Raw genomic sequence first — 11,912 nt, 5'->3', positions numbered from 1 at the left:
CGGCGCGGTCGCCCAGGCAGGCCCGCTCGGCGGGGAGCAGCGTGCCCGACCAGTCGCCGGGGCCGGCCACGGCCACCGCGACCGCCGGCGGCAGCAGGTCACGCACGGCCCACCCCCGGAGGTCGTCGGGGCGGGCCGGCGGGTCCCGGGCGGGGACGATGCTGCGGCGCGGCCATGGCAGGTGAACGTACCGCAGTGATGTAACGGCGGAGCGTGGCGGAACGCTGTTGGGGCGACCGGGGGAGATCGTCTACATGCGAGAAGTCCACTGACGAGAGGAATGCCGATGGCGCCTGGTGCGAAGGCGTCGGGACCTGGACCGGACGAGCACGTCCCGGTGACACCCGACTGGAACTGCGCCTCCTGCGGTGAAGAGTGGCCCTGCGACACCAAACGCAGCCGGCTGCTGAGCGAGTACCAGGCCGATCGCGCCTCGTTGAGCATCTATCTCGGCTCCTGCCTGGCCGCCGCCAGCCAGGACCTCCCCGCCCGGCACACCCGGTCACTTCAGGACCGGTTCATCGGCTGGGTGCCGCGCCTCCCGCGTACCCAGTGACCGGCCGCGCCCGTTTCGGTGACGGACAGCGGAGCTTCCGGTGCGGCCGCGACGCCGTCCGGAACCCGTCACCGTCGGCCGGCGGGACGGCCGGCCGGTCGCCCGCCCGGGGACCGGATCGGCCCCGGTGTTCATCGTCGGAAACTTGACCCGGGGTCACCCGTTGTGCGAGTGCGGGACTGTGGTTAAGCTCTTCTTGCGCGCCCCAATCGCCCGCTTCCCCCGTGGCAGGCGATCGGGGCGCGCTTCTTTGTGCGCCCTGCCGGATATCCCCCCGCCCCACCGCTGCACCGCCACGACGGCCGCGGCCCGGCGGAGGTCCGCCGGGCCGCGGGTGAGCGGGCACACCGGGCGTCAGATCCAGCGACCGTCCAGCCACATCCGGGCGGACCACTCCGCGTACGTGAGCAGCCGGCCCACGAAGATCGGATAGAAGTAGGCGAAACAGAGGGCCACCAGCAGCACGTACGCGCCCGCGATGATCCCGCCGACCAGCCGGCGGTCGGAGACGTCCTGCTCGGTTGGCGGCGGCGCGCCGACGGGGCCGCCGACCGGCGCCGGCGACACGATCGCGCCGAGCACGTAGACCACCGCCAACACCAGGAACGGCACCGCCGGCGCCAGGTAGAAGGAGAACATCGTCCGGCCGTCCAGGGCGAACCAGAACCAGGGCAGCATGCCGGCGGCCACGGTGAGCAGGATCGCCCCGGCCCGCCAGTCCCGCCGGGCCAGACCGAGCCAGGCCGTCGCCGCCAGCGCCGGCAGGAACGACCACCACAGCAGCGGGGTGCCCAACAGCAGCACCTCCGAGGCGCACTGCGCCGCGCCGCAGTTGCCGTCGCCGGACCAGTAGAAGGCCACCGGCCGGCCGAGCAGCAGCCACTGCCAGGGCCACGACTGGTACTTGTGCGGGTCGTCGAGCTGGGCGTGGAAGCCGTACGCGGCCTTGTGGTATTCCCACAAATTGATCAGCGCCCCGACGAACGGGGTGTCGCTCAGCCCGGGAGTGTTCGGGTAGCGGCTGGCCAGCCGGTAGTAGCCGTCGTCGCTGAGCAGCCAGCCCGACCAGGTGGCCAGGTAGGTGCCGAGCATCAGCACGCCGGCCAGCAGCAGCCAGGGCACCTCGTCGAGCAGGGCGTCCCGCCACGGGCGGCGCACACCGGCCGACCGGCGGACACCGACCTCCCAGAGGATCACCAGCAGCGCGAAGGCCGGCACGAAGTAGAGGGCGCTCCACTTCACCGCGCCGGCGCAGCCGAGCAGCACGCCCGCGGCCAGCCGCCACCACGGCCAGTCCCGCCAGGTCGACGGCGGCCGGCCGGCCCGCCCCGGCACCGACGGGTCGAGCCCGGCGTCCAGCGCCCGCGCCCAGCGCCGCCGCCGGGCGTCCCGGTCCAGCACCAGCGCGCCGAACGCGGCCAGCACGAACAGCAGCAGGAAGATGTCGAGCAGGGCGGCCCGGGAGAGCACCAGGTGGTAGCCGTCCAGGGCGAGCAGCAGGCCCGCCGCGCAGCCGAGCGCCGTGGAGCCGAACATCCGCCGGCCGATCCGCACCAGCATCAGCACCGACAGGGTGCCGGCGACGGCCGCCGCGAACCGCCAGCCGAACTCCGGGGCGGTGGTGACCAGATGCCCCGGCACCGAGATGTTCGTCTCCGCGTCCTGGTAGCCGAAGGCCCACTCGCCGAGCCCGATCAGCCACTTGCCCAGCGGCGGGTGCACCACGTACGACGGGCCGTTGTCCTTGTAGTTCCACTCGACACCCCGGCTGATCAGCCCGTAGGCGTCCTTGGCGTAGTAGGTCTCGTCGAAGATCTTGCCGGGCGGGCTGCTCAGCCCGACGAAGCGCAGGATCGCCGCGATCGCCACCACGACGCCGGTGGCCAGCCAGGAGTAGCCGTCGAGGCGGGCGTCGACGGTGCCGAGGCGGCGCCGGACGACGGCCGGCACCCCGCCTCCGCCGCCGGCCGGGGACGGCTCGGCGGCCGGTCCGGCGTTCGTCCGCCCGGCGGCGGATCCACCCGCGTTCGCGCTCTGTGCTGTCGACGCACTCGTCACCCGGCGATCGTAGGCTGCGGAGGTGCCCGGTGGCGCCCGTCGTCTCCGAGATTGGTACGACCGTCGATGAAGGAGCGCACGTCGTGGGTGAAATGTCCGAGGTTGGCCGGCTGGTACTGCTCGGCGCGCCGCTGGGCAACCCGGCCGACGCCTCCGGCCGGTTCCGCGACCTGCTCGGCGCCGCCGACGTGGTCGCCGCCGAGGACACCCGGCGGCTCACCCGGCTGGCCCGGGACCTCGGTGTCAGCGTGCCGGGGCGGATCGTCTCCTACTTCGAGGGCAACGAGGAGCGGCGGACCCCGGAACTGGTCGAGGTGCTGGCCGCCGGCTACACCGTCGCGCTGGTCACCGACGGCGGCATGCCCAGCGTCTCCGACCCGGGATACCGGCTGGTCCGGGCCGCCATCGACGCCGGCGTCCCGGTCACCGCGGCCCCCGGCCCCAGCGCCGTGACCACCGCCCTGGCCCTGTCCGGCCTGCCCTGCGACCGGTTCTGCTTCGAGGGCTTCCTGCCCCGCAGCCCCGGCGGCCGCCGGTCCCGGCTGCGCGCCCTGGCCGCCGAGGAGCGCACCCTGGTCCTCTTCGAGGCGCCGCACCGGATCACCGGCGCGCTCGCCGACCTGGCCGCCGCGTTCGGCCCGGACCGGCCGGCCGCGCTCTGCCGGGAGCTGACCAAGACCTACGAGGAGGTGGTCCGCCGGCCGCTCGGTGAGCTGGCCGAGTGGGCCGCCGAGGGCGAGCCGCGCGGCGAGATCACCCTGGTCGTGGCGGGCGCGCCGGCGGCCGCCGCGGTCCGGCCGGACGACGACACGCTGCGCGCGGCGGTGGCCGCGCGGGAAGCCGCCGGGCTGTCCCGGCGGGACGCGATCACCGAGGTCGCCACCGAGCACGGGCTGCGCCGCCGCGAGGTCTACGCGGTCGTGCACGAGTGACCGCCGCGGCCCCGGTCGACGTCCGGCGGACCGGAACGCCTCCAGCCTGACCGGCACGCCGGGTCACCAGGCGGCGACCAGGAAGCCCACCGTGATCAGCGCCGGCCCGGCCAGGGCGGCCCCCACCGCCCAGCGGCGCTGCCGACGCTCCGGCAGCCGGGTCGCCCCGGTCCACCGGGCGATCCCCGCGGCGCAGGCCGCCACCAGCAGCAGCCCGAGCAGCCAGCGCAGGTGCCGGGCCGCGCCGGTGTCCGCGTACGCGGTGCCGGCGTCCGGCCCGGTCATCCGGGCCGGCAGCACGCTGCCGGTGGCGCTGCGCTCGGCCGGCACCCCGCTGACCCGTACCCCGTGGGCCACGAACCGGTCGGCCTCGGCCAGGAAGATGCCCCGGCAGCGCTGGGTCAGCCCGCCGCCGGAACAGTCCGCGATCACCACCGTGCCGGCCGTCGCGTGCCCCGCCGCCAGCCAGAACGGCGCCGCGCTCACCCAGGCGAAGAACGCCGCCAGCAGGCTCAGCGCGACCAGCGCCGCCAGCCCGGTCGACGGGGCCGGCGGGTGGCTGGACCGGGTGCGCGCCCGCCGGGCCGCGGGGCGGGTGGCCGAGGGACCGGGCTCCGCGCGCAGTGGCGTGCCGTCCCAGTGCACCTCCTCGATCGGCGCCCAGAACACCTCGCCGTCGCCGTCCGGGGTGGTGCCGGTCGCCCGGCGTCGCTGCCAGCGCGGCTGCCGCACCGGCACCCGACGCGGGACCGCGTCCACCGGCGCGCCGGTGGTCGGCTCCACCTCGACCGGCGGGTCGGCCGGTTCGAGCCGGGGCTGCGGGGCGACGTTCCCGCCCCGCGCCCGCGCCGGCCGGCCGCCGTCGCCGGTCAGCGCCGGGACGGCGGCCTCCTCCGGCCCCGGTGCCGCTCGTCTGCTGGTCACGCCGTTCATTTCACACCGGTACGCCGGGCCGGCCGGGCAGCTCAGGCCGCGTGTCGGCGACAAATCGGGCAGGCTGTCCGGGTCCGGTGGTGGAACGCGTCCTATTGGTTCGCAGGTCGCCCACCACAATCACTAGGCTCTACGCTCATGAGTCACGTTCTCGCCGCGGTCGCCTGGCCCTACGCCAACGGCCCGCGCCACATCGGCCACGTATCCGGATTCGGCGTTCCCTCCGACGTCTTCGCCCGGTACATGCGGATGGCCGGTCACAACGTGCTCATGGTCTCCGGCACCGACGAGCACGGCACCCCCATCCAGGTGCAGGCCGACGCCGAGGGGGTCAGCCCGCGCGAGCTGGCCGACCGGTACAACCGGGTGATCGCCGAGGACCTGCGGGCGCTCGGCCTGTCGTACGACCTGTTCACTCGGACCACCACCCGCAACCACTACGCGGTGGTGCAGGAGCTGTTCGAGGGGTTGTACCGCAACGGCTACATCGTCCCCAAGGTCACCACCGGGGCGATCTCTCCGTCCACCGGCCGGACCCTGCCGGACCGCTACATCGAGGGCACCTGTCCGATCTGCGGCTACGACAGCGCCCGCGGCGACCAGTGCGACAACTGCGGCAACCAGCTCGACCCGATCGACCTGATCAACCCCAAGTCGAAGATCAACGGCGAGACGCCGGAGTTCGTCGAGACCGAGCACTTCTTCCTGGACCTGCCCGCCCTGGCCGACGCGCTGCGGCACTGGCTGGACACCCGGGAGGGGTGGCGGCCCAACGTGCTGCGCTTCTCCCGCAACCTGCTCGACGACCTCCAGCCCCGGGCCATCACCCGGGACCTGGAGTGGGGCGTGCCGATCCCGCTCGACGGCTGGCGCGACCGCCCGGACAAGCGGATCTACGTCTGGTTCGACGCCGTCATCGGCTACCTGTCCGCCTCCATCGAGTGGGCCCGCCGCACCGGCGACCCGGAGGCGTGGCGGAAGTGGTGGTCCGCCGACGGCGAGGGCAAGGAGGCCCGCGGCTACTACTTCATGGGCAAGGACAACATCGTCTTCCACTCGGTCATCTGGCCGGCGCTGCTCGGCGGCTACTCCGGCGAGGGCTCGCGGGACGGCGAGCCGGGCCGCCTCGGCCGGCTCAACCTGCCCACCGAGGTGGTCTCCAGCGAATACCTGACCATGGAGGGCCGGAAGTTCTCCTCCTCTCGCAAGGTGGTCATCTACGTCCGCGACTTTCTCGAGCGGTACGACGCCGACGCGTTGCGCTACTTCATCGCGGTGGCCGGGCCGGAGAGCAACGACACCGACTTCACCTGGGCCGAGTTCCTCCGCCGCAACAACGACGAACTGGTCGCCGGCTGGGGCAACCTGGTCAACCGGTCCGTCTCGATGGCCGCGAAGAACTTCGGCGCGATCCCGCCGGTCGACCCGGCCGGGCTCACCGAGGCCGACGAGGCGCTGCTCGCCACCGCCCGGGCCGGCTTCGCCACGGTCGGCGACCTGATCGCCCGGCACCGGCAGAAGCAGGCCATCGGCGAGGCCATGAAGGTCGTCGCGGAGGCCAACAAGTACCTCTCCGAGCAGGCGCCCTGGAAGCTGAAGGGCGAGGACGACAAGCCCCGGATGGGCACCATCCTGCACGTCGCCCTCCAGGTGGTCAGCGACGCCAACACGCTGCTCACCCCGTTCCTGCCGCACTCCGCCCAGCAGATCCACGAGCTGCTCGGCGGCACCGGGGTGCACGCACCCATGCCGGTCATCGAGGAGGTCGAGGACCTCGACGGCGGGCCGGCGTACCCGGTGCTGACCGGCGACTACACGGTCGGGGCGCGCTGGGAGTCCGTACCCCTGGAGGTGGGCCGGCCGCTCGCGGCGCCGAAGCCGGTGTTCCGCAAGCTCGACCCGTCCATCGTCGACGAGGAACTGGCCCGGCTGGCCGGCTGACCGGCAGACCGACGACGGCCCCGGGGGTGACCCCGGGGCCGTCGTCGTCGGCGTGGCTCAGGCGCGGGCCATCTGCGGCGCACCGATGAACTGCATGATCGCGTTGTTGACCTCGGTGGGGTGGGTCCACGGGATGCCGTGCGGCGCCCCCTTGAGGGTGATCATCTGGCAGTTGGGGAGCATGTGCTGCAACCGCCCGCCGGTCACCGCGAAGGGCAGCACGTTGTCCTTGTCGCCCTGGACGATCAGCACCGGGATGGTGATGTTCGGCAGGTCGCCCCGGAAATCCGTCAGCCAGGCGTCCACCGAGTCGTGGGTGGCCTTCGCCGACGCCCGCGCGCCGATGTCCCAGTGCGCCCGGTACGCCTCCTCGCTGACCCACCTGCCCTTGTTCTCGCTGTAGTTGAAGAACGCGTCGCAGAACTGGGTCAGGTAGGCGAACCGGTCCTGGATGATGGCCGCCTTGAACCCCTCGAAGAGGCTCTTGTCGACCCCTTCCGGGTCGTCCTTGGCCTTCACCAGGTACGGCGCCAACGGGGCCAGCAGCACCGCCCGGTCCACCCGGTCCGACCCGTACGCGCCCAGGTAGCGGGTCACCTCGCCGGTGCCCATCGAGTGCCCCACGAGGATCGCGTTGCGCAGATCCAACTCCGTCATCAGCACGTCGAGGTCGGCCGCGAAGGTGTTGTAGTCGTAGCCGAACGCCGGCTGGGCGGAGTTGCCGAAACCGCGCCGGTCGTACGTGATCACCCGGTAGCCGGCCGCGAGCAGCGGATTGGCCATCTTCTCCCAGGTCGCCCCGTTGAACGGGAAACCGTGGATCAGGACGATCGGCTGCCCGGAGCCGTGGTCCTCGTAGTACAGGTCGATGGGCGCGGAGTTCTCCGTACCGACGGTAACGAAAGGCATGTCCGGTTCTCTCCCCCTGGGTGCGTCGTTGACGCCCGCGCTTTCCCGGGGGGACCCCGGTTATGCCGTCCGGTACGGCAGGTCGGTCATGCCGTCCGGTACGGCAGGTCCACCACCCGGTCGTCGGTCACCTCGGCACCCGGCGCCCAGGTCTCGTAGACGCCCCGCTCGTGGCACTGCGCCCCGGTGACCGCCACCGCGTCCGGATCCGGGCGGCGCAGCCGCAACCGCAGCCAACCCGCCTCCTCCCGCAGCACCAGGCACGGCACCCCGCGCCAGGTCGCGTACCGCAGCCGCCGGGCCGCCGACTCCACCGGGTAACGGGCCGCCCGGGTCATCGCCAGCACCCGGAACCCGCCCGGCAGGTCCGCCACCGCCTCGTACTCGCCGCCGGCGTACCCGCCGACGAGCTGGGTGGAGCGGGGCGCGTCGCCGGTCGGCACGTACTCCTGGTCGGGGGAGAGGCCCGGCACCGCGGCGAGCAGGTGCCGCCACTGCGGCCCCACCATGCGCAGCCAGCCGCGCTGCTCGGCCTGGTAGGTGTAGAGCACCACCTCCACCCCCTCCGCCGGGTAGGCGAGCAGGGTGGCGTTCGCCGGCATCGGCAGGTCCGCGAAGTCCCGGGTGACGAACTCCGGGACGAGCTGGGCGTTGCTCGGCACGAAACCGGTGCCCAGCACCGGCGGACCCAGCCGGTCGCGGGGCGGCAGCGCGGTCAGGCCCTGGTGCGCCGGGCCGACCGGCGCGTCGTAGTCGGCCGGGTCGGCCGCCCGCCAGCGCAGCGCGTACGCCACGTCGCCGCCCTCGCCGTCACCGCGCAACACCGCCAGGCCGCCCGGGGTACGCAGGTGCGCCACGTCGTGTTCCCGGTAGCAGAAGCCGTGCGGCAGCCAACCCCGCACGTACCCGGCGAGCTGGCGGGCGGAGAGCACCTTCACCATCCGGGTCCCTGGCCGGATGACCGCCGACGCGCGCACCGCGGCCAGCGTCGCATCGCCGGCCGCCGCCGGCGCCTGGCTGAGCTGATGCAGGTACGCCCATCCGTGCTCGCGGTGCACCGGCATCAGCAGCGGCGGGTCCGCCTCCTCGGTCGGCTCCGCCGCCCCGTGCACCGCGCCCACCTCGGTCACGTGCACGAACCTGCGCCACGGATGCTCGGCCCCCGGCCGGGGCACGAACTCGAAACCGGGCAGCTCGTCGGCGCTGAACACCTCGTAGGCGGCGCCCCGGGCCAGCTCCTCGGCGGGATGCACCCGGCCCTCGTACGTCACGTGCAGCCCGGTCCGCCCGGGGGCGGCCCCGCTGGTCTGAGGGGTGACGGTCACCCGGCGGACGCTATGCGCGGCAGATGTTGGGCACGTGAACGGCCGGTGGCGGTCCGGGAACGCCGCCCGGCGGCGGTGTGTGATGCTGGCCGCGATGACTGAGCAGACCGAGACCCGCAAGCAGCGGGCCGCCCGCCGGGCCGGGGAGTTCCCGCCCGCCCCGGAGGCGCTGCCCGTGCCCGTGCTGGACAGCCACACCCACCTCGACATCACCGTCGGCGACTACGGCGTACCCGGGGGCGGCCCGGCCGACGACCCGGTCGCCGCCGCGATCGCGGTCGCCGCGGGCGTCGGCGTGGACCGGCTGGTGCAGGTCGGCGTGGACGTCGAGTCGTCCCGCTGGGGCGCCGACGTCGCCGAGCGCTACGGCGGGGTGCTCGCCACCGTGGCGCTGCACCCCAACGAGGCGCCCCGCCTCGCCGACCTGGACGAGGCGCTGCGGCAGATCGAAACCCTCGCCGACCGCGACCGGGTACGCGGCATCGGCGAGACCGGGATGGACTTCTTCCGCACCGGCGACGAGGGGCGGGCCGCGCAGGAGGAGAGCTTCCGGGCGCACATCGCGATCGCCAAGCGGTACGGCAAGGCGCTGGTCATCCACGACCGCGACGCGCACGCAGACGTGCTGCGCGTCCTCGACGACGAGGGCGCCCCGGACACCGTGGTGCTGCACTGCTTCTCCGGCGACGCCGACTTCGCCCGGGAGTGTGTCCGTCGCGGCTACCTGCTCAGCTTCGCCGGCACCGTCACCTTCGGCAGCGCCACCGCGCTGCGCGCGGCGGCGACCGTCACCCCGCCGGGGCAGCTGCTGGTGGAGACCGACGCGCCGTACCTGACCCCGATGCCGCACCGGGGCCGGCCCAACGCGTCGTACCTGATCCCGCTGACGGTCCGGTTCCTGGCCGAGACCACCGGGGCCGACCTCGACGAGCTCTGCGCCGCGATCTCCGCAACCGGCGAACGCGTGTTCGGGCCGTGGTGAGAGGATGCCCGGCGTGACCGGCCTGCTCGGCCCGGCGGAGATCCGGGAACTCGCGGCGCGGCTCGGCGTCACCCCCACCAAGAAGCTCGGCCAGAACTTCGTGCACGACCCGAACACCGTCCGCCGGATCGTCACCACCGCCGGGCTGGCCCCCGACGACGTGGCCCTGGAGGTCGGCCCCGGGCTCGGCTCGCTCACCCTGGCCCTGCTGCCGGTGGCCGCGCACGTGCACGCCGTGGAACTGGACCCGGCGCTGGCCGCCGCGCTGCCGGAGACCGCGGCCCGGTTCGCCGGCCCGGACGCCGCCCGGCTCACCGTGCACCCCGGCGACGCGCTGCGGGTCACCGCCGCCGAGCTGGCCGGGCCGGCACCCACCGCGCTGGTGGCGAACCTGCCGTACAACGTGGCCGTGCCGGTGGTCCTGCACCTGCTCGCCGAGCTGCCCACCCTGCGGCACGGCCTGGTGATGGTGCAGAAGGAGGTCGCCGACCGGCTCGTCGCCGGTCCCGGCTCCAAGGTGTACGGCATCCCGTCGGTCAAGCTGGCCTGGTACGCCCGCTCCCGGGCGGCCGGCAAGGTCCCGCCGAACGTCTTCTGGCCGGTGCCGAACGTCGACTCGGGGCTGGTCGCGTTCACCCGGCGCGAGCCGCCCCGACCCGACGTACCCCGGGAGGCCGTCTTCGTGGTGGTCGACGCGGCGTTCGCGCAGCGCCGCAAGACCCTGCGCGCCGCCCTGGCCGGCTGGGCCGGCGGCGCCGACCGGGCCGCCGCGGTGCTCACCGCCGCGGGCGTGGCGCCCGGCGCGCGCGGGGAGTCCCTCACCGTGGAGCAGTTCGCCGCGATCGCCGCGTCGGCCCCGACCGTGCCCGCCGCCGCCCAGTAGGCTGGGCGTGTCCCCCCACCCCGTCGAGGAGCCCACCGTGGAGAAGCCGTTCGACATCCGCCTGCGCCCCCGGGACACCCTCCGGTGACCGAGGCCTGGCGACCGGAGGACGACGAGGAGCTGCGGCGGCGGGGCGCCAGCGGGCCGGTCAAGGTCCGGGTGCCCGCCAAGGTCAACCTGCACCTCGGGGTGGGCCCGCTGCGCCGCGACGGCTACCACGAGCTGAACACCGTCTACCACGCGATCTCCATCTACGACGAGCTGACCGCCCGCCGGGGCGACACGCTCACCCTCACCATGGAGGGCGAGGGCGCCGGCGAGCTGGCGCTGGACGACTCCAACCTGGCGATCCGGGCCGCGCACGCCCTCGCTGGGTACGCGGGCGTGCTGCCGCACGCGCGGCTGCACCTGCGCAAGCAGATCCCCCTCGCCGGCGGGCTGGCCGGTGGCAGCGCCGACGCGGCCGCCGCCTTGGTGGCCTGCGACGCGCTCTGGGGCACCGGCCTGTCCCGGGACGAGCTGGCGGAGATCGCCGCCGACCTGGGCTCGGACGTGCCGTTCCTGATCCACGGCGGCACCGCGCTCGGCACCGGCCGCGGCGAGGCGGTCAGCCCGGTGCTGGCCCGCCCCACCTCCTGGTACTGGGTGGTGGCCGTCGCCGACGGCGGGCTGTCCACCCCGGCCGCCTACCGGGAGCTGGACCGGCTGCGCGACGCGGGCGCCGCCGGCGCGCCGCTGGGCAGCACCGACGGGCTGCTCGCCGCGCTGCGCCAGCGCGACCCGCGGGTGCTCGCCGCCGCGCTCGGCAACGACCTCCAGGACGCCGCGCTGGCCATGCGCCCGGCGCTGGTCGACACGCTCAAGGCGGGCGAGGCGGCCGGCGCGCTCGCCGGCCTCGTCTCCGGCTCCGGCCCCACCTGCGTCTTCCTGGCCGGCGACGAGGCGGACGCCGGCCGGATCGCCGCCGAGCTGGAGGCCGCCGGCGTGTGCCGGGCGGCCCGGGTGGCACACGGCCCGGTCGCCGGCGCCCGCATCATCTGACCTGCCTGCCTGCCTGCCGGCCCTGCCTGCCTGCCCGGCCTGCCTGCCTGCCCGGCCTGCCTGCCCGGCCTGCCTGCCCGGCCTGCCTGCCCTGCCTGCCTGCCCTGCCTGCCTGCCTGCCCGGCCTGCCTGCCTGCCCGGCCGGCCCGGCCGGCCCGGCGGGCATGATCGACTCGGGTTGCGGAGAACCGTGGCTTCGCCGCGCGGGGAGGCAACGGTCTGCCGCATTCTGCGTCGGGCGGGCGGCCCTCCGGCGGCCCTCCGGCGGCCCGGCGGCGTCCGGCGGCCTGGCGGGCCTCAGGCGGCCGGCGGGCGTCCGGCGGCCTGGGGGGCGTCCGGCGGCCTGGCGGGC

10 protein-coding genes are annotated in these 11,912 nt (G+C 74.7%); 6 read left to right on the top strand and 4 right to left on the bottom strand.

Going from position 1 to position 11,912, the window contains the following annotated elements:
* The first annotated feature begins 286 nt into the window (after positions 1–286).
* Positions 287–556 (top strand): hypothetical protein, encoded by a 270-nt coding sequence (locus LQ51_RS08280; protein WP_046564105.1) that lies wholly within the window; start codon positions 287–289, stop codon positions 554–556.
* Between the two features lie 354 nt (positions 557–910).
* Here LQ51_RS08280 and LQ51_RS08275 read toward each other — a convergent pair whose 3' ends face one another.
* Positions 911–2,614 carry a dolichyl-phosphate-mannose--protein mannosyltransferase gene (locus tag LQ51_RS08275; RefSeq protein ID WP_046564101.1) on the bottom strand — a complete coding sequence of 568 codons (1,704 nt, stop codon included), beginning with the start codon at positions 2,612–2,614 and terminating at the stop codon, positions 911–913.
* A gap of 92 nt (positions 2,615–2,706) precedes the next feature.
* On the opposite strand from LQ51_RS08275, the gene rsmI reads away from it, so the two are divergent.
* A complete protein-coding gene (gene rsmI, locus LQ51_RS08270) occupies positions 2,707–3,546 on the top strand; it encodes a 16S rRNA (cytidine(1402)-2'-O)-methyltransferase (protein ID WP_046564100.1) in 840 nt (279 codons plus the stop codon).
* Positions 3,547–3,609: 63 nt separating this feature from the next.
* Here rsmI and LQ51_RS08265 read toward each other — a convergent pair whose 3' ends face one another.
* The gene (locus LQ51_RS08265) at positions 3,610–4,479 is read right to left on the bottom strand and encodes a hypothetical protein (RefSeq protein WP_231605578.1); all 870 of its coding nucleotides are present in this window, start codon (positions 4,477–4,479) and stop codon (positions 3,610–3,612) included.
* Between the two features lie 138 nt (positions 4,480–4,617).
* Here LQ51_RS08265 and metG point away from each other — a divergent pair, with 138 nt between their 5' ends.
* A complete protein-coding gene (gene metG / locus LQ51_RS08260) occupies positions 4,618–6,420 on the top strand; it encodes a methionine--tRNA ligase (protein ID WP_046564099.1) in 1,803 nt (600 codons plus the stop codon).
* A 57-nt stretch (positions 6,421–6,477) separates the two neighbouring features.
* Here the strand turns inward: metG and LQ51_RS08255 are convergent, their stop codons facing one another.
* Positions 6,478–7,329 carry an alpha/beta fold hydrolase gene (locus LQ51_RS08255; protein WP_046564098.1) on the bottom strand — a complete coding sequence of 284 codons (852 nt, stop codon included), beginning with the start codon at positions 7,327–7,329 and terminating at the stop codon, positions 6,478–6,480.
* Between the two features lie 86 nt (positions 7,330–7,415).
* The gene (locus LQ51_RS08250; RefSeq protein WP_046564097.1) at positions 7,416–8,654 is read right to left on the bottom strand and encodes a hypothetical protein; all 1,239 of its coding nucleotides are present in this window, start codon (positions 8,652–8,654) and stop codon (positions 7,416–7,418) included.
* Positions 8,655–8,736: 82 nt separating this feature from the next.
* Between LQ51_RS08250 and LQ51_RS08245 the strand changes: the two genes are divergently transcribed.
* From LQ51_RS08245 to LQ51_RS08235, 3 genes are all read left to right on the top strand, one after another.
* Entirely contained in the window at positions 8,737–9,636 is a 900-nt protein-coding gene (locus LQ51_RS08245; protein WP_046564103.1) for a TatD family hydrolase, read from the top strand.
* A 13-nt stretch (positions 9,637–9,649) separates the two neighbouring features.
* On the top strand, positions 9,650–10,519 hold the full coding sequence (gene rsmA / locus LQ51_RS08240) for a 16S rRNA (adenine(1518)-N(6)/adenine(1519)-N(6))-dimethyltransferase RsmA (protein WP_046564102.1): 870 nt from the start codon (positions 9,650–9,652) through the stop codon (positions 10,517–10,519).
* 84 nt (positions 10,520–10,603) lie between these two features.
* Positions 10,604–11,560 carry a 4-(cytidine 5'-diphospho)-2-C-methyl-D-erythritol kinase gene (locus tag LQ51_RS08235; protein ID WP_046564096.1) on the top strand — a complete coding sequence of 319 codons (957 nt, stop codon included), beginning with the start codon at positions 10,604–10,606 and terminating at the stop codon, positions 11,558–11,560.
* Positions 11,561–11,912 lie beyond the last annotated feature (352 nt).

Origin of the sequence: Micromonospora sp. HK10 (assembly GCF_000982955.1) — a bacterium.
In the GTDB taxonomy this organism is placed as follows: Bacteria; Actinomycetota; Actinomycetes; order Mycobacteriales; family Micromonosporaceae; genus Micromonospora.
Note: the sequence above shows the minus strand (reverse complement) of the source record. Positions and strands in the feature narration are given on the sequence as shown.

Bases quoted from the DNA above. Each gene is read 5' to 3' on its own strand.
- LQ51_RS08280 (WP_046564105.1), top strand. From the start codon at position 287: ATGGCGCCTGGTGCGAAGGCGTCGGGACCTGGACCGGACGAGCACGTC.
- LQ51_RS08255 (WP_046564098.1), bottom strand. From the start codon at position 7,329: ATGCCTTTCGTTACCGTCGGTACGGAGAACTCCGCGCCCATCGACCTG.
- LQ51_RS08245 (WP_046564103.1), top strand. From the start codon at position 8,737: ATGCTGGCCGCGATGACTGAGCAGACCGAGACCCGCAAGCAGCGGGCC.
- metG (WP_046564099.1), top strand. From the start codon at position 4,618: ATGAGTCACGTTCTCGCCGCGGTCGCCTGGCCCTACGCCAACGGCCCG.
- LQ51_RS08265 (WP_231605578.1), bottom strand. From the start codon at position 4,479: ATGAACGGCGTGACCAGCAGACGAGCGGCACCGGGGCCGGAGGAGGCC.
- rsmI (WP_046564100.1), top strand. From the start codon at position 2,707: ATGTCCGAGGTTGGCCGGCTGGTACTGCTCGGCGCGCCGCTGGGCAAC.